Below are 23,262 nucleotides of genomic sequence, written 5' to 3' on the forward strand. Positions count from 1 at the left end.
TTCCCAATCCAAAAGTATGGCAATTAAAATTATTTTTCTTAGATCATTTTAGCAATTTTTGAAAAAAATCTCATAAAATCTGAAAATAAATTAGTAAAAAAACTTCCAAAGTTTTTATGTGAGAAAGCTGAAGAAATCCCACTTGGTTTTATATTAGAGTTTTTGGCACTTATTTTTTCAAATTCTTCTTTTTTTTCTACGCTTTCATTTGGAATACCCACGATTGCTACATTCATCGTTTTAACATCTTCTTGCACTGCCATGGCAGAAACAATAGTGTGTTGGAATTTGCCTTTTTCAAAATTTGCATATGCACCTGCAACTTGTAAAAAAGAACAAATAGCGACTGTAGAAATACATAAAGATATATTTTTCTTAAACATTTTAACCATAATTTTACCTCAAACTTTCTTCTTCAATTAAAAAAACAATCAGTGCTTAAATAAACATTCAAATAAACATCTCAAATATAAGGAAATAAAACAAATACGCGCTTATTTGGTCTATTTGACTGTAGCTTTACATATAAGCCATTTTGGATTTTATGTAAAGCTAAAACACAAAAAACCATACTAAGGTTACAGTCACAAATTGGTAGATTTACAAAAGGTGCAGCAAAGACTTAGCTAAAAATGATATCGCAACCCACCAGAAAAACTTGTTCCAGAAAAACCAGCCTTGGTGAGCTTGTGCTGATAAATTAAATCACCATAAAGAGCAAGCTTTGCAGATAATTGAGCATTAAAACCTAACCCAGCTTCTATGGAAGAACCAAAAGCACCTAACTGGAAAGCATCTTTGAAATACACAAATTTCTTTCCCCCAAAATTATTAGCAAGATTCAATTTACCATAAAAAGAGACAACACGCCCCCCTTCAAAAGTATCAAGAGTCTTGGTTAAATGCCCACCAAAACGCGCCGTCCATTGATTAAATTCTCCCATATCAATATTAAGATTATCAATATCACGCTCCTTGTCGAATTGGAGATATTGATAAACAACTTGAACTTGAGGATTAAAAATAAGACCTTTATGCTCTGCTATAAATACTATACCATGAGTGAGGGAGGCATTGAGCAATTTACCCTTTAACGTTGCCGTCTTTTTTCGAGCAAGAGTGAGGACATCACCTTTAAATAAACCATAAGATACTACCCCATCCATATAAAGACCCGTATCATGCTGTATACTTCCATATGCTGAAACAGACCATTTATGAAATGTACTCTTTCTACTTTCTTTCACATCTTGAGGATATAAAGAAAAGCCTCCATAACTCCCCATAATCCCAAAGAACGCACAATCATATAAATTCTCAATCTCCTTCAGCAAAACACCTGCCTCGAGTGCATTATAATCAAGTTCAGATCCATACCCATAGTTAAAAGCAGATAAATCTGAAGTATAATGGTAATTTCCACCATAACCATGCATAAAAAAGGCTGAATTTTCATCACCTCTAAAATAACTATTAGAAGTACTTCGTGTAATTTCTAAATGCTTATTTTGATTGCTGATATCCATCAGGCCAGTATGAAATAAAGTATTTGGCAAGAGCAGATAAATTGGCAATTGTGGAACAACAGCCTTAATTCTTGGCTTAGGATAGAAATTATGTTTAGTATGCTTAATAGGATGAGTGGGTATAGAATCTTTAGAAGGATGTTCTATTAAATCTGGCGGAGTAGGCGCAGAATCTATATCTGTAGAAGAAATTTCTAATGTATCAGACGAAATAGATGAAGCATCCGTAGAGCAAGGTTCTAACGTATCAGACGAAACAGATGAAGAATCTGCAAGATCTGGCTCTAATGTATCAGATGAAATAGGTATAAGATCTGCAGAAGAATGTTCTATTAAATCTGATGGAACAGATGAAGAATCTGCAAGATCTGGCTCTAATGTATCAGATGAAATAGGTGTAAGATCTGCAGAAGAATGTTCTATTAAATCTGATGGAACAGATGGAGAATCTGTATGTGAGGATCCACTAGGAACATCTGGAATAGGTATAATCTCAGAAGAATCAGGATTAGGATTGATATAGCTACATTCAAGACGGAAATCCCAAAAACTTCCATCACCTGATACTAATCTTTCATTAGAATCTGCTTCTCCTAAAGAAGAATCTGGACCATAAGCACGAAGATAATACTGATAAGGTGAACCATTAAGCGTAGTATACTTATCAATTAGCGTAAAAGAATCTTCTTGTGCTTTTCCAGAAACCTGAATAACCGAAATACTTCGATCATCTGTTCTGTCATCTGATATTTTTTTTGAAGTTCCTAAGGAATTATTGATACGAACTAGAGTCTTTCCAAAAACGTCACCATGAATTAAAATCCGATCAATTTTTTGATGATCAAACAAATCATCATGATTCAAAGATGCACTTAAATGAATCTGAACATTTCCTTGTGCACGGTAAACGTTCTTTCCTCCCTTCCCAATGTACAATGTTTGATACTCATCAGGCGTTTGATCATCAAAATGAATAGTGCTGTTAGCAAGACTTATAGATGAAACATATGAATTCATAGGCTCTTCTTGCCGACTCTTATGCTTCCTTTTTGTTAAAAACCATGTCGAGTCACGATGCAAATTAATATCAGCACGTGCACCATTATAAACGTGAGCTCCCCCTTTTAAGATAGAAGAATCAGCAAAAATCACTACAAAAGCACCATCAACAGCTTTTAACAGTAAGTCACCTGATATTTTTGTGTTCTCTGATAAATTTAAATAACTATTAGCTCTAGTGCTATAAATAGCTGTACCCTCTGGAACTGTAAAAGTTGTATTCGACAGATGAATAGCACCCATTCCAGCAGCACCTGATGGTAACAGTGAACTTGTTACACCCTTTTGATCTTGCTTTTCTTCTTTCCAACGAAAATACAGACCATAAGACGTATCACCCCTCACCGTCACAATTGAGTCTTTGATATCAACCTTAGTTATCAGAGAGCTATCAAATAAACTTTTAACCTTCTTCATATCAGAAGTTAAAGTACCTGATGAATTTTCAACCAATAACCCATGAACACCTGTAACATCAACAGAATTTGCCCTAAATAAGGCATAACCACTTTGAAGTAAATGTATAACAGCCTTAGGGTTATCAGCACTATTAACTACATCACTCTCTTCTTCACCTCGCCCAGTAACATTAATGCTCTCAATACGAAATTTCCCTCCTGATTTTGAGTAGAATGCACTGCTTTTTGTAAAATTAACTGATACACCTGCCAACCTAATCTCTGCATTGTTACTACTTAAAAAACTTGCAATAGCGTTATCCGTCTTAATATTTGTTCTGCTTAGAGCAACATCTGTTCCATTTCCTGAAGCACTAACAGCCATCCCACTCGATTCAATAACCCCACCGTTCATTTGAACTACGCCATCATCAACTTTAAGACCTATTGCCACATTTTCAAGCATTGAATCGGTCAGTATAACCTTACCTTTATCTGAAACATCCACACCATATCCAGAACGTAAATCTTCAGAACCTTCGATAATTATTTTTTCCGCATTAACAACTGTACCTTGTCCTTGCACCTTTATGGCAACAGGAACAGAAGCAGAAGATGTTTCTTGAGGATTTTTCAGCTGATAAGTTTTATTTTGAAGCGTATGAGATTTTCCATCATTGCATGTATAAAACTCTTCATCTGGATTACACGAAGATCCAGAAGCATTAGAATTTATAACTTGTAAAAAATAAAAAACAGCTGTTGTAAAAGTACATGAACGTACGTGATTTCGAAATACATTTAACATGAATTTTCTTTACTCCCCTTCAATAAAGACGAATAATATTTAAATTCTTCAACAACCCCATTAATAAAAAAATATAAAACCTAAATAATTACACTTAACAATTTATCTAAATGTATATTTCAGTATATCTGATTCTATACTTTATGTATAGATAAAAATGACAGATTAATTTATAAAAAATCAGCTTTAATAAATTTAAATTGATAAATAATAATAAGAAAATATAATATATACAAACTATTAGATATGAAAAATCCTAATTTAATTTTAAATAAATTCAAAGAAATTGAACTAAAAATATCTATAAAAGATAAAAAGTACCTATTTTAAAATTGTTTGCAAAATAAAATTAATAGATAGAAAAAAAGCCACAAAAAAAACAACTTGTGGCTTTTAAAAGTATTAATCAAAAATATAACAAAACTAGAAATGATAGCGTAATCCACCAGCAAAACTAGTTCCAGAAAAACCAGCTTTTGTAATCTTATGCTGATAAATTAAATCGCCATAAAGAACGAATTTTGGAGATAATTGAGCATTAAAACCTAATCCAGCTTCTAGGGAAGAACCAAAGGAACCTAATTGAAAAGTATCTTTAAAATACACAAATTGTTTTCCTCCCAAATTATTAGAAAGGTTCAGCTTGCCATAAAAAGAAACAGTACGACCTTCCTCAGACGAAGCCAAAGTCTTGGTTAAACGCCCACCAGTACGCATCACCCATTGATCAGGTCTTCCCATCTCAATATCAACACCATCAATATCAAGTGCTTTATCAAACTGAAGATGTTGATAAACGACCTGAACCTGTGGATCAAAAACAAGACCTTCATATTTTGTCATAAACGCTTCACCAACAGTCACTGAAGTACTCAAAGATTTTCCTTTTAATGTTGCCGTCTTACCTCGTGCAAGAGTAAGGACATCACCTTTAAATAAACCATAAGATAAAAGACCATCAACATAAAAGCCTGTATTATATTGTACACCACCATATGCTGTTATTGACCATTTATTAAATGGACTTTTTTGGCTATATTGGACATCCAAAGGCTGCAAAGAAAGTCTCTCATAAGACCCCATAACCCCAAAAGATGTGATACTATATGCACTCTCATTTTTTCCCAGTAAAATACCTGCCTCTGCAGCGCTATAGTCAATCTCGCCTCCATAACCATATTTAAGTATGGAAAGATCCGAAATATAACGATAATTACCACCATAGCTGCGAATAAAGAAAGCAGGGTTTTCATTATTTTTTAACATTACATCAGGAGCAATCCGCAACGCTTCTAACCGCCTACTTTGATTGCCAATATTCATCAAACCAATATGCAACAAGGCATTTGGCAAAAGAAGATAAGTCGGAACTTGAGGAACAACATCTCTTACTCCTGGATCTGGGTGAGGAGGAGGTTCTGGATGAGGATCTGGCTTTTCAGGATAGGGTTTAGGTTTTTCTGGATCAGGATGAGGTCTTAGATCAGAGTCAATATGTTTACTTTCAAGGCGGAAATCCCAAAATACCCCTTCACCTTTCACTAATCTTTGATCAGAACTCGCTTCTCCTAAAGAAGAATCTGGACCATAAGCATAAAGCTTATACTGGTAAGGTAAACCATGCATTGCAACATAACCACCATCAAGCATAAAGGAATTTTCATTCGCCTTTCCAGAAACCTGAATAATTGAAATACCTTGGTCATTTCCACCTTTTCCCGTATACCCCCCTGGGCTTCCTGAAACAGCACGCACACGAACCATAGTTTTTCCAGCAACATCGCCGTAAATTAAAATACGATCAGTTTTTTGATTTCCAATTAAACCACCAGAATCCAGATATGTGTTAAGATAAATCTGCGCATCATCTAATGCCTTATAAACCTCACCTGATCCTTTTCCAATGTAAAGTGTTTGATAATCATAAGCTGGCTCAGATTTTAATTTCTTGAAATTAATGGAACTATTCATAAGATTTATGAATGAAACAGATAAATCATCTGTAGAACCTGATTCATGTGGAGTTTCCCGCTTCTTTTGTTGCAAAATCCATGTTGAACCGTTGCTTAAATAAAATTTAGCAGTAGAATACTTATCAACATGGGTACTTCCTTCAAGGGTAGAGGCATCAGCTAAAATTACCACAGAAGCTCCATTCTTAGCTTTTAACAATGAATCCCACGAATGAAGAGAGCTTTGCAATAAAGTAATAATACTATGCGTTTTATCAGTGCTATAAACAACCGTGCTATCTGGAACCGAAAACCTCGTTCTGGTTAAATTAACAACCTCTATTCTAGATGGTCTTCCTTCCTCTATTAAATTTTCTCTATCCTCTATGCCCTCTAATGGCTTCTCTCCTCGAAAATACATACCATAAGATGTTTTACCATTCACTATAACAGAAGAAGATGTAAGATTAACTTCAGTCGTACCAATATTTCCTGATAACTTCTCATTCCACAGAATCGAATTAAAAGTATCGATTGTATTTTCTGACAATATACCATGCACATTTTTTACTTCAACTTTTCCATTTGAAAAATGGACAATACCACCTCTATCCATCAAAAAAGCTGCATAATTTGGTTTATTTTCATCCCCACCTTTTCCAGTAATATCAACATTATCGAAAATTACTTTCCCATTTAATGCAGCATAAGCCCCACTGCTTTTTGTAAAATCAACTGATCCCCCTGTCATTTTAATCTCTGCACCATCATAACTATGAAGGCTTGCCTTTTCATTACTGGTTGTAATCTTTGTATCATTTAAAACAACATGTGTTACATCCTTTTTTGAATCTCCTAGTGCTCGAACACCGATATTACTGCTCTCAATAACCCCCTTATCTACCTCAATTGTTCCTTCACTAACATAAAGAGCTACATTTGCATCTTTAAGAGAAAAATCTTTCAAAACAATCTTTCCACCTTTTGAAACAGAAATACCATGTTTATAAAGTTTACCTGACACTCCACTTTTAATAATTATCTTTTCTCCCGTAACTGTTGTCATCATTTTACCATTTTCACCAATCTTCTTACCGTCCCCCTCAACTGTTATGGCAACAGCTGTTGCGGAAGCTTCATTAGTGTTTTTATCAATAATCTTAAAAGATTTATTACGAATTGTATCGTTCCTACAATTGCTGCATACATAATATGATCCATATGATACAGAATTTCCTCCCTCTAAATTAGAATCCTTTCCCAAGTTATCATACTTGATATAACCATAGTAATTTTTCATACTTTCATCGTTAGGGTTTGGTTTAGGAAAAGCATTATGGTTAGGATATCCTCTTCCATTAATTCCATCATATTCCAAACCAGGAAGGCTATTATAGCTACCTCCTCTCCCATTATGATGCAAATTAGGAAGAATACCATAGCCCCCATAACCATGGAACTCAGGGGAAGCATCAGGGGGGGGACTAGGGGGGAAACCAGGAGGGGGACTAGGGAGGAAAACAAGGGGGGGACCAGAGGGGGAAATAGGAACAACAGAAATATTATAACTACGACGGCTGCGGTTACTATTACCGTTCATACCATCTTTACTATGGTTTAAGCCAACATAGCTATCACCATAGCTACTAGGTTCATTTCTCTCAACATTCGCACAAATCCCTATTCCATTTTGAAACAAAGAAAGAACAGCCGTTGTGAAAGTACATAAATATATATGATTTTTAAACACCTTAATCATAGCTCCATCAAAACTTTCCTTCCCCTCTCGTTGAAAACAAAAGCATTCATATAAACATCCCAATATTTAAAACCAAAAGGACACATTGATTGCTCGTTTGATCGGTGCAATGCATTATCCAAATAAGCTCGGTCAGAGATTTAAAAGCATACAATAACCACTTATAGGAGAATAATCATTTAACACAATTTATACGTGTATAATACATTCCGTATTTCGTGTAAAGTAAAAATAAAACAGTATAGACAATCTTAAATTGCAAATCGTAAATTTTGCAATTTAAGATTGTTTTATTAAAGGGATTAACCAAAAATATGAGTGAAAAAAATAACCTAAACCAACAGGAAAAATGATGCTAAAAACCCTAGCTTTAACAAGCATATAGCTGATAAATCAAATGACCATAAAACATGTCATAAAAATATTATATACCAGCACTGAAATTCCTATTATTAAAAATCCATTAGAACAGAACTAATCGATATATCGTATCATCATCATTAAAAATTTCGAAAAAATTCACTTTTCACTTTCATGAAAAAATACATGATACAACCATCAAGTGTTCTAATATACAAAACTCAGAAAATAAAATATTACAATTATTTTCCATAAATATCAAAGACATAAGAATTTTTAAATAAAGCAGCATGGTTTTTTTATAAAATAAAAAGGCAGCACACTGTGCTGCCTTTTATATCAAGTACATATTGTATTTAGTTTAAAACTGGTAGCGCAATCCACCAGAGAAAGTGGTTCCAGAGAAACCAGCTTTACTGAGCTTATGCTGATAAATAAAATCACCATGAAGTGCAAAATTTGAAAGTAATTTTATATTAACACCTAATCCAGCTTCTACAGAAGAACCAAAGGAACCTAACTGGAAAGCATCTTTGAAATGAACAGTTTGTTTATTCCCCAAACTGTGCGCGAGGTTAATCTTTCCGTAGAAGGAAACATCACGTACACCCTCGAGTTCAGTATGAGTTTTGGTTAAACGCCCACCAACACGCACTAACCACTGATCAAGCTTACCCATCTCAATATCAAAATTATCAATATCACGTACCTTATCAAACTGAAGGTGCTGATAAACAACTTGGACTTGAGGATCAAAAACTAAACCTTCATATCCTGCCGCAAATGATTGACCACCAGTTAATGAAACACTTAGAGGATTACCTTTCAGTGTTGCTGTCTTACCACGAGAAAGAGTGAGAACATCACCTTTCAACAAACCATAGGATAAAAGACCATCGACATAAAAGCCTACATCATGCTGCATACTACCATATGCTGTAATTGACCATTTATCAAATGCACTTTTTTGGCTTTTTTCAACATCTAAAGGTTGCAGAGAAAGCTTTCCATAAGATCCCATAACCCCAAAGGAAATAGCACTGTCTGTGTTCTCAATTGTTTTAAGTAAAACACCAGCTTTCATCCCGTTATAATCAAGATCTCCTCCATAGCCATATTCAAGTGCGGATAAGTTTGAAGTATAACTGTAACTACCACCATAACCACGCAAAAATAAAGCAGGATTTTCATGAACTTCTAACATTCCACCGGAAGCGGTGCGCATAGTTTCCAACTGCTTATTCTGATTGCTTATATCCATCAACCCAGCATGGAATAAGGCATTTGGTAAAAGCAAATAAGTTGGAACTTGTGGAACAATAGCTTTCACAGTGTTCTCAGAATGAAGAACAGACCCAGACAGAGAAACAGTATTTGCAGACGATACAGAAATGATACCCTTAGAACCGGTTGAATCAACATATTCATTTTCTAAGCGGAAATTCCAGAACTTTTTACCATCTTTCATAAATTTCTGCTTAGTATGCTCTTCCGTTGCAGTGGTATCTGGATCATAAGAACGAAGCACATACTTATAAGGTACTCCTGCTAGTGCAATATAATCATCTTTCAATTGGAAAGAATCTTTTTCTGCCGTTCCATAAACCTGAATAATCGGAACACTGTGAGTTTTTTTATCGCTCCTGTTATTCTCTCTCGCACCTCCTACAACAACATTCACATCCACCACAGTCTTTCCAGAGACATCACCATGAATTAAAAGTCGATCAGTCATTTGAGCATTACTAGTATCGTAAGGATCCAAATGCGCATTGAAATAAATCACAGCATCGCCATCTGCCTTATAAACATTGCCCTGACCATTTCCGATCTGGAGTGTCTGATATCCAGATTCTCCAGATACTACCGGCCAAAACGCAATAGAACTGTTCGAAAGACTTACAGATGAAATACATGAATATAGACAACCAGACTCTGAAGCTTGCCGATCTCCATGTACACTCTTCTTTAAAAACCATTGCGAACTATCAGATAATGCAAACTGAGCATGAGAACCTTTATCAACATGAACATCACCTGTAATCATAGAATTATTAACCGAAACCAATATATTAGAATTATTTTCAGCTCTTAATAATATATCTCCAGAAAGGGATGTTTTATTTTCTAAAGAAACACGACCATGGGCATTCTGACCATAAACAGCTGTACCACTTAAAACCTCAAAATCAGTTTTTTTCAATGAAACTAACCATTCTTTACCTATAGGAGTTTGCTTTGATGAGGATTCAGCACTCCGCTTCACTACCGCTGTTCCCCTAGTAGGATTCTCATTCCCAGTAGGTACATTTAATGATCTAACTTCAATTTGTTCTGGAGTCTTATTCTGATTCTTTTCATTGGCATTTCTCCATTCTGACCCATCAAAATATATACCGTAGGACTTGTTACCCTCCACTGTAACAGATGAAGATTCGATATTAGCGTGATTACGATTGCGATTAACAGGTGAAGACTGAATATCAGCATGTCTCCTGCTCCTAGAAGCACCCGCTTTAACGACATCACCCAGATTCTTCATCCACAAACCATTACCATCAGTAACAACATTCCCATTAGCAAAATCAATAGAACCATTATTACTTATCAGAAAAGCTGCACGTTCAGACGTATCTTCAGAATCCGGCTGTACCTTTGTGCTTCTTTTCGCAGTAAGATTAACTTTATTTAGCTTAACATATCCTTCCGATTCTGATCTGACTCCTACCCCACTTGTGGAGACAATTGACCCAGCATTCATTGCTATTGTACCACCGCTACCAGCTAAACCAGCTACAGCTGAAGGCCCACGTGCAACAACATTTGTATTATTTAAATAAACTTTACCCCCAGAACCTGCTAAAACACCTACATAATTGGCGGAGATATCCCCATCATCCATTTTAATCTTTCCATGAGTCTGAGCCTCAAGTCCAATTAATGATGACTGAACTTTCGATTTCTTTTCCAAAATAATCTCAGCAGTTCCATCTGCAAGTACAGCACTTACAAGCTGTGACTGAGTTAAATTAGCAGTATCCTTATTATCAAGATCTTTACCAATTATCGTCACACCTTCAGCAGTAACCTTTGTATTCTTTCCCGTTACGTATAAAGGATATTCACTATTATCACTTACCTTAAGTGTACGACCTTGAATTTTATATTGCTTTCCATCTTGACACAAATAAGAAGAAGATTCTTTCCTATTCCCATTAGCTTCACAATTAAAAGAAGTATTTTTCACACCATTACGCGCAACAGAAGCAAATGCAATGGCAGGTGATTGCTCAGATGCCGCAGATAAAATACGCTGAACAGGACCCAAAACCTTAGGCACTTTAGCTGTATCAGTTTTAATTGTAACAGCATTCTCAGATGCAGTAGGAGCAACAGAAGTTACATTAGGAGAGGAAGCAGAAGTGGCAACTGAAGGATCTACAACAGTTGTAGAAGTTGCAGTTGTAGGAGTTGTAGAAGTTGCAGTTGTAGGAGTTGTAGAAGCTGCAGTTGTAGGAGTTGTAGAAGCTGCAGTTGTAGGAGTTCCAGAAGCTGCAATTGTAGGAGTTCCAGAAGCTGCAGTTGTAGGAGTTCCAGAAGCTGAAGTTATAGGAGTTCCGGAAGCTGAAGTTGTAGGAGTTCCGGAAGCTGAAGTTGTAGGAGTTCCGGAAGCTGAAGTTGTAGGAGTTCCGGAAGCTGTAGCAGCTGTAACAGATACTTGAGATTTTTCTGTTTGAATAAGGGTCCCATCAGAAGATAATGAAAACTTATTAAATCTAGCTAAAACTCCAGAAACTCCAGGAGCCCCAGCAGGATATTTTGCGCGAACACCCCCACCCTTCAATGGTATCATTTCTCTAACACTCTTTCCATCAGACATCGTACGAGATGTGACAAAATTTTCAGGTATCTCACTATCCTGCTTAGCAATCACACCGGGCTTAGCAGAAGTTTCAACCACAATACTTCCATCAGACAACTTCGTGTATCTAATAAAGGTAGAATTAGGAGATTGGTAATATCTCACAGGACAATTGGCATATTTCGTTAAATCCTGAGGTATATATTCTGGATAAGTCATACCATTCAAAACAATCGCCTCACCAGTAGCAACCAATTTTACCTGACCATTTACCTGACCAAACGTAAGAACAGACCCAGCATCAGGAATAGGTATAGCCTTAAGAGTAGATGCAGCCTTAGGAGTAGATATAGCTTTAGAAGTAGGCATAGATTGAATCAATGACCTAGATAGACTATGTGAAGATGAATCATGTAAAGAACGCTCTACAGGTCCAGATTCTCTAGACGTAGCAGGAAGATCAACCGTATCATGCACAAGTAAAGGTATTCTTGCGTTATCATTCTCTCTATAGCCTGCTGCATAATCATCTATAATCTTATCAGGGAAAGTACGTACAGGAGAATCGCTTTTTGTAACATAAGTATCGTATACAGTAACGGAATTATTTTTACTCTCTAAGCGAAAATCCCAAAAATCTTTATTAGACCTGATCGATTCATTATCATCCAGTACTGTACTCCTTAACACTGCTTGTTCCTCACGTCGTTCCCTACGTTCTTCACGACGTAAAGAAGAATGATTATCCAGAACTTTTTCTTGATAAGAACTTGGAGCATAAGCACGAAGGACATATTGATAAGGTCCCCCTAGTGCAACATAATCACCATTAAGCCGGAAAGAATCTTTCTGTGCTTCTCCATGAACCTGAATAATTGAAATACTCTGAGCAATTTTCTGAGCCTCCTGCTGCCCATCACCTAAACTGCTCCTATCTTCTTGAGAATTTACAAAAGGATCCCGCACATGAACCGTAGTGCGCCCAGAAACATTACCATAAATCAAAATCTGATCAGCCATTTGAGTATCTTCTGGACGGCCATCTTTCGGATGCGCATTTAACTGGATCCAAGCACTATCACCATGCGCTTGATAAGCTTTTCCTTTTCCTTTTCCAATGCGAAGTGTTTGAAACACATTTCCAAGTACTTCCTTACTGGAATCGCTAGATCTAGGAAATGAAGCTGAAAACTTAAGAGTACTATCTTTAAGACTTAGATAAGAAATACATGAATCCAGACAATCAAACCTTGAAACTTCTTGAGCATCGCCCAAAGATTGCAATTTTGAATCCTGTTGAGATCTATACAAAGATTTTTTTAAAATCCACTGCGATCCACCAGATAAAGAAAACCTGGCAGTAGAATCTTCATCAACACGAGCAGCACCTATAATTGCAGATTTATCAACAGAGACAATTACATGAGATTTACCCAAAGATTCAAGCAATAAATCACCAGCAAGAATTGATTTATTTTCTAAGATGACATCACTCTTATAGACAACATTTCCATGACCACCATCAGCATAAATAACTGAGCCCTGTGGCACTTCAAAAACAGTCTCATCTAATGTAACCATCTTACCACTAACAACGTCTTTTCTCATTCCAAAATCGTTTTGGAACGCTATTCGAGAACCTTCGCTACTCGCTTCTAACTGAACTTCACCTGGAATCCCATTACCTGAATTTAAAAACTGGTTACGTGAATTTCCTCGAGAATCATCAAAATATATACCGTAAGAATCCTTACCTTTTACTGTAATATATGAAGATTTCATATATGCAATTGCTGAATATCCTGATATATCTTTGCTCAGCGTAACAGCTTCACCTTTTGAAGCCTCAACTACCGGAGAATAACCAGATACATAAGTGCTATTCTGAAACCACACACCATTGAGATTGGTTAAGTTCATAACCCCATCAGAAAAATTAATAAAGCCACTATCACCTAATACAAAACCAGCCCCTTTAAATACCTTTGCAGAATTTGATGCTACCTGATCAGCTTTTGCAACCCTTTCTTCTTTGTTAACCCCTTTAATTCTGACTTCTTGTAACTCAATTCTTCCATTCTCTCCCGCAAAACCCCCCATCCCATTTACAAAATCAATCTCTCCAGAGTCCATGGTTATTTCACCCCCAAGACTGGCTAAACCAGCTAAGGAACGAGGTCCTTTTACATCAATTGTCGTTTTTTTCAAACTAACATTAGAATTAGGACCGACAAGAACACCTTGTGAAAAAACATTAATCATCCCACCAGACACTTCAATCCATCCCCCTTGTTGTGCCTCAAGTCCACTGGAGAAAAAACTAATATCCACCCCTCCCTTTCTTGATTTTTGTGTCTTTTTTTCTTTTCCTGATTCTTTTTCCTTTTTTGACTCTTTTTCCCCTATGAAAGAAATTTTTGTTTTACCCTCTGCAAATACAGCGCTAGTAAGCCCATCTTTAATATCTTCACTACCAGTAAGACTTGGACCAATGATAGTCACGCCCTGTGCATTAACCTGTGTTTCCCCAATCGCAGATACTTTCCCATTACTAAGAAATTTTTCCTCCTTCACATGTATAGCATGCTTATCTTTATCACTAATCTTAAAAGTATAACCTTTTATTTCATGTACTTTACCATCATCGCAAAAATACCCTTGTTCTTTTTGAACAATACACTTGGTTTTAGTGCGGATACTCTGAGTATCATCGAGACTTTTTACTTTGATATTCGCGCTAGTAATATTTGCGCCAGTAAAACCACCTCCATTAACGTCCAAATTAGTAGAATTTCTCGCATCAACATTGAAGTCATTTCCTTCGTAGAAACTATTTGCCCCTGTGCAAACGCCCATACCTTGTAAAAAGAAGAAAACACTTGTTGTAACGACACATAAATGCGTACGTTTTTTAAACACATTAACCATATGCCAAAACTTTCTAAAAAAATAAATCTTGCAAAATCGCCAAAATAAACACAATAGTAATTGCGGCCGGCTTTTAACACATGTAAAACAACTTTACAACATAATGTTGTTTATTAAATTATCATATTGTGTATAAACCGCCTAATTTAAGTTTTTGAAGTAGATAAACTCTTCTGACTTCAAGATAATAAGGATGAAATGATGATGAAAAAATATCTAAAATGGTTAACTCCCATCTTGGCAGTTGCGATGAGCCTTACAACGTTTGCATGGGCAAATGTTACCATTGATCACGCTTCAGGTACCACCTCTGTCTCAAACTCTCCTCAAAAAGTAATTGTGTTTGATCTTGCATCACTTGACAATATGAATCGTCTCGGTATCAAAACTATTGTTGGTGTTCCAGAAGGAAAAAAACCCATATATCTACAGCAATTTAATGATGTAAAATATGAAAAAATTGGTACAGTCTTTGAACCAGATTATGAAAAAATTGCTACCCTTCAACCTGATCTCATTGTCATTTCTGCACGGACTCAATCCAAATATAAAGATTTATCCAAAATTGCTCCAACTATTGATTTAACAGTAGGAAACCAAGATCCTCTTAAAGATATTGAACGTAACGTAACGATTATTGGAAAAATTTTCGGTAAAGAAAAAGAAGCTCAACAGGAAATTACAAAACTCAATGCTAATTTAGCAGAAGCTCGCAACAACACTCAAGGAAAAGGTACAGGCCTTATATTAATGACCTCTGGTGGAAAAATAAACGCTTTTGGTCCTCAATCACGTTTTGATATTCTCCATTCCAAATTTGGTATTACTCCTGCAACCAATAAATTAACTGTGGAAAGACATGGGCAACTCATTTCTCCTGAATTCATTCTCGAAACAAATCCTGACTGGTTATTGGTTATTGATAGAGATGCAGCTATTGAACGAGAAGGGCAATCTGCAGCACAAATACTTGACAATGAGCTTGTTAAACGCACAATAGCTGGAAAACAAAACCAAATTATTTATCTAGACTCTTGGAGTTGGTATCGTGCAGGTGGTGGTTTAACTGGGCTTAATGAAGCTGCTCAACAAATCAATGAAGCTTTTATGAAAGTAAAAAGTAAATAAGCATATAAATGGCTTGCTTATCACATAAAAAAAAATAAGAGTAGAGGTTGTTTATAAAATAACCTCTACTTTTTTTGCTAAGAAATGCTTTTTGTTAAGAAATGATTCAAACGTGAAAAATTACTGGATAGCTATAATAGTTCTTGTCCTACTGTTTATTCTCAGTATTTTTGTTGGTTATTCTGATATAACACCCTCTGATTTATTATCTGGAAATCCACACGCGTGGCTTATTTTTTGGCAGACACGCCTTCCTCGTACAATTGCAATATTTTTAGTAGGTGCAGCACTTGCACTCTCAGGCATGATTATGCAATTGCTTACACGCAATCGCTTTGTTGAACCATCAACCGCTGGAACTGTTGAATCCGCATCTCTTGGCATTCTTTTTATTATGATTTTCCTCCCCAATATACCTGTTTTGGGGAAAATGGTCATCGCTGCAATCTTTGCTATGATTGGCGCATTGCTTTTTATGTTTTTATTACGCCAAATTCCTCTAAAATCACCCCTTATTGTACCACTTGTAGGAATTATGTTAGGCTATATTCTTGGTTCTTTAACCAATGCTATTGCTGATTATGAAATGCTTCTTCCCTCTCTTCAAGCTTATTTATTTGGTAGTTTTGCAATGATTCTTCATGGAAAATACGAACTCTTATGGTTGTCTTTTCCCCTATGCGTTCTTTCCTATTTCACTGCTGATCGCTTTACTGTATCCGGTCTTGGAGAAGATTTAACTAATAATCTTGGGCTTAATTATCGTGCAGTTATGTTCTTTGGTCTTTTTATCGTTTCATCAATAACTGCTGTTGTGGTCTGTACAGTTGGCAGAATTCCTTTTGTTGGACTAATTATTCCAAATATTGTTGCAAATTTTATGGGTGACAACATGCGCCATACTGCTCCTTGGGTAGCAATTAGTGGAGCAGGATTGGTATTAATTTGTGATCTTTTAGGACGAATAATTCATCGTTCTCTTGAGATCCCCATCAGCACCATAATGGGAATTATCGGTAGCTTCATTTTTATTATACTTCTTTTACGCTGGAGAAAACGTCTTGGGTAAAAAGAAAGCATTCCCTTTTATCTTAACAATACTTATCATCATTGCATGCACTGTAATCGGTCTTTATATGACATGGAATATCAATATTTATACGTGGAAATTCCGTTTAACAAAACTTGTTTCTCTTCTTCTTATTGCTTATACAATGGCTGTCTCTACTGTTTTATTTCAAACAGTCATCAACAATCGTCTTCTTACCCCTTCTATTATGGGATTTGATCAGCTTTATATTTTAATCAAAACAACCATAATTTACTTTCTTGGCTCTCTTTCTTTACCTTTTTTAGATGAAAAAGGGCAATTAATTCTTGAATCTCTCATTCTTATTATTTTTTCAATAAGCCTTTTTCGCTGGCTGTTTTCAGGAAATCTAAAAGGGATCCATTTGACGCTATTGATTGGTATAATTTTAGGTGGTTTTTTTTTCAGCTTACGCATGTTCATGCAATTACAGCTAAACCCAGATCAAATGATAAATTTAACCGACATTATGTTTGCAAATTTTAACAAATTTAATACGTCATTAATAAGCCTTGCTGCTATAGTTGTTTTCATTACTAGTTTGATTGCTTGGCGCTTACATTACCTGCTTGATATTCTTGCTCTTGGTCGAGAAACTGCTCTTAATCTTGGGGTTAATTATCACAAAAGTACTACAGCTATTCTTATTTTGGTCTCTATTCTTGTATCTATTTCTACAGCACTAGTCGGACCAGTTACCTTTTTTGGACTGTTAGTTGCTAATCTTTCCTATGAGCTTTCACCTCAAGCAAAGCACAGTATTATTGTACTAATTGCAATATTATTAGCTATTATTTGTTTGGTTGGTGGACAATTTATTTTAGAGCAAATTTTTAATATGGCAGGACGCTTAAGTTTTATTATTGAATTTTGTGGTGGAACCGTCTTCTTAATTTTATTAATGAAGGGAAAACTCAAATGATCGAAATCGATCATCTTTCCAAAGTTTATGGAACTAGGTTGATTATTGATAATTTATGCCTTCATCTTCCAAAAGGAGGAATTATTTCTCTCATAGGCCCAAATGGTTCAGGAAAATCAACGCTCTTAATGATGATAAGACGCCTTTTGCCAAGTCATAAAGGTACAATTAACATCGATGGTCTTGATATTTACACAATCCCAGATAATATTTTAGCTCGAAAACTCTCACTCTTGCGTCAAGATAATCCTTTATCTATTCGCCTAACCGTATATGACTTAGTCAGTTTCGGACGCTATCCTTATTCCAAAGGCCGGTATACCAACGAAGATAAACAATACATTGATAGTGCACTTCGATATCTTGGCTTACAAGACTTAAAAAATCGCTTTTTAGATGAACTTTCTGGGGGACAGCGTCAGCGAGCTTTTATCGCAATGGTCATCTGTCAAGATACTGATTACTTGCTGTTAGATGAGCCATTGAACAATCTTGATATGAAACATTCTGTTTCTATGATGAAGCAATTACGCCGCACAGCTGATGAACTTAAGAAAACTATTCTTATTGTTATGCATGATATCAATTTTGCATCATCTTATTCAGATATGATTGTTGCACTCAAAAATGGCAAAGCAGCTTATTATGGAACACCAAAAGAAATTATGCATCCAGAAATTCTTAAAGAAATTTATGATGTAAATATTCAAATCCAAATAATTAATGGTATACCAATCGCCCTTTATTATCAATAATTACAAAGACTTTTTTTGAACTTGCTTACACTGCAAAATCTGCTAAAAGTAACGACACTTTCCTACTTACTGGGGAATAGTTTAATGGTAGAACAGCGGACTCTGACTCCGTTAATCTTGGTTCGAATCCAGGTTCCCCAGCCAAATTTTAATAAAATTGATGGTAGTAAAAATTTAAAAATTTTGAAACTTCAGATCTTGTTATTTTACTGTCTAGCCACCCTGAGCTTCTTTAGAGGTTTTGATTGCTTTGTTTTTAATCATTTTCTGTCAACTATCTAGATCCATAATGATACGACATTGTTCGTAATTAAATTCGGAGATATCTCCATTTTCAAAACTGTAATTTTTGTATTAACCACATACACAACCACTCATTTTCTCAAATATACGCTAATTTTCAACTATTGCTTAGTGATAAAATAAATTACTAAAATTTTCTTTAGTAAATTTCTTACTATACTGCTCTCCCATAAATGAACATCGTATCATCAGCTATATCCAACTACAAATATTACATAACTCAGAAAAAATATCTATTTTAAAACGTAGATTTATTAATTATATTCAAGTACTTATAATAAAAAAATATAACATGTTTATATTATGGCTAAAAATTTTTGAAAATCGATTTTTTTGTAATTCTATCAAAATTAAATACCTTTTCTCAAAGTACCAACTTTTTACAGTAACTTAATCATTCTTAAAGCCGAAAAAAATGGTGTATTTTACATAACAAAGTAAAATTTACCTGTTCAAAGGGCAGCATTCAGTTATATTCAAAATAAAGAAAAACAACACAACGAAATGGAGAACTTATGAATTCAAATAATATGACATAACCAAAGCGAAGTACACAACCTTGCACATGCAAATAGATATGGATGTTAAAAATAAAAGCTGTTCCATTTTAGAAAATTTTCTTACAGCTATTCACCTTATTTTATTCCATAAATTTTAAATAATAAATCTAAAATATTTTTGGTAAATACAACATAACTACCAACCTATTCAATCTTAGAAAATACAAAATAGAAACTTTAAAACACCCCATCCTAAATAACCTTTGGTCTGATCAGTAGTATAATATAGTGCTTTAAAAATAGTACAAAAAAATAATAATAACCAATAACTTAATATAACCCTAAATTATATCCTGAAATTTTGTACTTAATTTCAACTATGATACCCATGGTACTCTTATTTTCAGCAAATTCAAAGGAAATCAATAATTAAATCACCGCATATAAATCTTAATGGCCATAAGTAATCACGCAATGAACGAAATATGATATAATAGATAATACAGAAATTCATTGCAATTTTAAGTGAAGTGATGGTGCTATAAAGAAGTAATAAAAGCTGATCAATTTCTCATTTATAATGATATATAAAGTGCCATAATAATTCATTTCACAGAACTTTTATGCTAGAAAATAATAAGAACACAAAAATAGAGAATTCTGTTCTATCGAATGCACATAATCTTTCATTCATTTAAATAATTTTAAGTATTTGAAAGAACAAATAAAAATTTCTTTTTAACAATAAAAAACGTAAAATATTTTTGTTTTTTTGATTTATATAAAAACACATATTGAATAAAATACTAAATTATGGTAGCAGTAAATATGCGTTGAATAATCCTTTTCTGTCGGGTGTGGTGTCTATAAAATACCGGTAACGGGAAAACCACCAATTTTTATGGCATATTTTTTTCCACATTAATAATCCATTTTAACATTTCAAGCACCCGACGCCTTAAGGACATTATACTTGAAAAAGATGCAAAAAATAAAGAATCTTATATCCTCTCTATTATAATTGGAAATTATCTTACTATCTGAATTCATAGTAGTAGAATTCCTAATATATCTTATCCTTATTCTGACATTAGTTGTGCCATTATCAAGTAAAAGTCACTATAAGGATTAAGATATAATTGTTATGGTATACACTTTAAACTGCCAGTCCATTGATAGTAATGGAGCCCATACAACTGCTTTTTCTATTGATAATCTATTCAAAGATTCTTTGTTTTTTATTTTACTACCAATTTAATTATCAGTTAATTTTTGATAATCTTAATGGGGATTTAGATGGGTGATATTTTTTACCTCAATCCTGTAAAGATTCAATGATAACAGACCTTAATCAATACACAATATCCTAAAGAATCATAATTTATGGTCGTTTAAATCATGAGTATAAATTCTCCAAATTGAATTTTATGGAACTTATTTTTCCATTGGTTTACATTTATTATTTTCATAAAGTAGAGTATAGATAGTGCCGCACAATACTTTGTTTTGTTCTTTACAAAAAATACATAATGAGGTAGATCTGCCCCATACTCATGCCATCATGAAGATGGAATAAGCGTTCAGGATATATTTATATGAAGGGCATATCTATGTATAAAAAAGATTTTTTATTATATACGATCGTTGGATCTTTAGTTTTTTCTCATTTCAGTTCAGCTTATGCAGATACTGCCCTTACGGAGCATTCTAAAGTTACAATTACCGAAGAAAATAAAATCCTCAATAACGTTAATATTCGTGATAGGTTATATGCAGTAGATGTAAGTGGCGACCAGTCAGTACTTACGATTAAAAAAGGAACAATTACTTCAGAATTTGTTTCATTTAGTGCACGAGACGGTGCACACATTAATGCTGAAGAGATTAATGCAAAAGCAATGATAACAGGTTTACAAATCGCAAAAGGTGTAATCAATCTTAAAGATTCAGTTGTAACCATCAAAGGAAACCATGAAGGCTATGGTATCGTTTTTCAAACAGGAAAAACGGAAACTACCGGTGAAGCAATACTTACCAACACAAAACTTCTTGTTAAAGATGGTGTTGGTATTTTAGGACCATTAGTAAATGGTGACGTTAAACTTAAAAATTCAGAAATTCGTGCTGATGTATTATTGAAAAATAAAAAAGGACGAGATCTTTCCCCCGTCACTCTGACATTATCCTCTGATCGTTCCATTTTAGAGGGTAGAACAAGAACATTTCCAAGCAATACAACAGTTTTTACTCTGAGCAATGACAGCAAATGGTTCTTAAAGATTAGTGAAAATGAACCAGATAATGAAGAAAATCCATTTAATTACTCGTTGCTCGACATTAATCAAAGAGCACATTCTAATATTTCAGTACTTAATCTTAATAATAGCGCTATCGTATTTAATGAACCGAAAGAAGATTATTACCAAATTTTACGTATAGGAAACCAACAGCAAAAAGATCAAGAACAAAAACCAAGGGAAGAAAGGGAAACTGACGCAACAACAGTTTACAATGCAACAGGCGATGCAAAGATTTATCTCAATCTGAAATGGAGTGATGGTGCTGCAAAAGATCAACAAAAAGCTGATCGACTTCTCATTCATGGTAATGTATCAGGAACTACAACAATTTATCTAAATAACCTTTTAAAGAATGAAAATCTAGAAGAAGCAGGAAATTCTGTCCTTTTTAATACGCGTGGCCTCTCACTTGTTCAAGTATCCGGAACAGCAAATGAGAATTCTTTCAAATTAGTAAATGGCTATACCACAATGAATGGTTTACCTTATAAATATACACTGAATGCCTACGGATCAACATCAGTACACGGTAAAGCTAATGTTCAACAAAGCTTCTTGGATGGAGATGAGAATTTTTGGGATTTCCGTTTGCAAAATGCTTATCTTGATCCTGAAGCAAAGATTAAAGCTCTTGTACCACAGGTAGCAAGTTATTTAGTTATGCCCAATGCATTGTTCTCAACTGGATTTACTGATGTGAGCAATCAAACTTCTTTGTTGAATAATAGGAGTACAACAGCATTTGGATCAAAAGATAAGAAAAAGAAAGGAATCTTTTTGTCTCCCTATGGCAATAAGATCACATTATCTTCCAACCGTAGTTCATTGCAGTATGGCTACAGTGCTGATGTTCATTACGCTGCTTCACAAGCAGGGATTACACTGACTGCACTAGAAGGGCAAAATATTACTACAGATTTTGGTCTTTTAGGTACATACGGGAAGCTAGCTTTCACCCCAAAGGATATGCAAGATTCTGAAAAGAGCATACTTGATAAATGGTTACTCACCGCTTATGGTAGCATCCAGCATGATAGCGATCTATATGTGAATACGCTCTTCTCTTATGGAATTTTGACAGGAGATATCACCACAGCTCACATCAAAAGCACAACAAAATTAGAGAAAGCGGAGACATTGAGTGCATCTGCCACAATTGGTCAGAAATTAGTAACTAATGTTGAGGGGTTAGTATTTGAGCCACAAGCACAGCTTATTTATCAGCATTTAATGTTAGGAACTCTATCAGATATTGATGGCTTTAAAGTTCATATGAATAATCCTTATCAATGGCTAGTGCGTGTTGGTGGGCGTTTAATGCAAACTTTTGCTCATACTGAAAGAGACCATACTGTTTCATTTTATGGAAAATTGCATGTTATTAAAGCCTTTGCTGATAACCACACGATAAAGATTGGTGATACTTTTCACCTTGATACTATGGGATCTTCTGTGGAAGGAGGTCTTGGTGTTAATGCACAATTATCTCAAGATATTTCACTTCATGCTGATATCAGCTATCAGCATAAACTCCAAAAATCTGGTGTATCTGGAATTAATTTTTCTGGTGGAATGCGCTACCGCTTCTAAATGTTTTAATTCATAACACTAA

General features: G+C 34.8%; 9 protein-coding genes and 1 tRNA gene. 6 read left to right on the forward strand and 4 right to left on the reverse strand.

Annotation, left to right across the window (positions count from 1 at the left end):
- Positions 1-38: 38 nt before the first annotated feature.
- The 4 genes from V4P56_RS04485 to V4P56_RS04500 all read right to left on the reverse strand — a co-directional run bounded on the left by V4P56_RS04485 (position 39) and on the right by V4P56_RS04500 (position 14,652).
- On the reverse strand, positions 39-392 hold the full coding sequence (locus V4P56_RS04485; protein WP_455481731.1) for a hypothetical protein: 354 nt from the start codon (positions 390-392) through the stop codon (positions 39-41).
- 234 nt (positions 393-626) lie between these two features.
- A complete protein-coding gene (locus V4P56_RS04490) occupies positions 627-3,791 on the reverse strand; it encodes an autotransporter outer membrane beta-barrel domain-containing protein (RefSeq protein ID WP_455481732.1) in 3,165 nt (1,054 codons plus the stop codon).
- A gap of 423 nt (positions 3,792-4,214) precedes the next feature.
- Positions 4,215-7,502, reverse strand: coding sequence for an autotransporter outer membrane beta-barrel domain-containing protein (locus V4P56_RS04495; RefSeq protein ID WP_455481733.1), 3,288 nt, complete (start codon positions 7,500-7,502; stop codon positions 4,215-4,217).
- 721 nt (positions 7,503-8,223) lie between these two features.
- Positions 8,224-14,652: an autotransporter outer membrane beta-barrel domain-containing protein gene (locus tag V4P56_RS04500; RefSeq protein ID WP_455481734.1), complete on the reverse strand. Its 6,429-nt coding sequence runs from the start codon at positions 14,650-14,652 to the stop codon at positions 8,224-8,226.
- Positions 14,653-14,856: 204 nt separating this feature from the next.
- Here V4P56_RS04500 and V4P56_RS04505 point away from each other — a divergent pair, with 204 nt between their 5' ends.
- The 6 genes from V4P56_RS04505 (at position 14,857) to V4P56_RS04530 (ending at position 23,240) form a co-directional block, all read left to right on the forward strand.
- Positions 14,857-15,780: a siderophore ABC transporter substrate-binding protein gene (locus V4P56_RS04505; RefSeq protein ID WP_455482661.1), complete on the forward strand. Its 924-nt coding sequence runs from the start codon at positions 14,857-14,859 to the stop codon at positions 15,778-15,780.
- Positions 15,781-15,892: 112 nt separating this feature from the next.
- Positions 15,893-16,849, forward strand: a complete 957-nt coding sequence (locus tag V4P56_RS04510; RefSeq protein WP_455481735.1) for an ABC transporter permease — start codon at positions 15,893-15,895, stop codon at positions 16,847-16,849.
- Between the two features lie 67 nt (positions 16,850-16,916).
- The gene (locus tag V4P56_RS04515; RefSeq protein ID WP_455482662.1) at positions 16,917-17,792 is read left to right on the forward strand and encodes an iron chelate uptake ABC transporter family permease subunit; all 876 of its coding nucleotides are present in this window, start codon (positions 16,917-16,919) and stop codon (positions 17,790-17,792) included.
- On the forward strand, positions 17,789-18,547 hold the full coding sequence (locus V4P56_RS04520) for an iron ABC transporter ATP-binding protein (RefSeq protein WP_455481736.1): 759 nt from the start codon (positions 17,789-17,791) through the stop codon (positions 18,545-18,547). Before V4P56_RS04515 ends, V4P56_RS04520 begins: the two co-directional genes overlap by 4 nt.
- A 70-nt stretch (positions 18,548-18,617) precedes the next feature.
- Positions 18,618-18,691 (forward strand) — tRNA-Gln (locus tag V4P56_RS04525).
- 2,269 nt (positions 18,692-20,960) lie between these two features.
- On the forward strand, positions 20,961-23,240 hold the full coding sequence (locus V4P56_RS04530; protein WP_455481737.1) for an autotransporter outer membrane beta-barrel domain-containing protein: 2,280 nt from the start codon (positions 20,961-20,963) through the stop codon (positions 23,238-23,240).
- Positions 23,241-23,262: the final 22 nt, after the last annotated feature.

Source organism: Bartonella sp. B35(2025) (assembly GCF_053794465.1).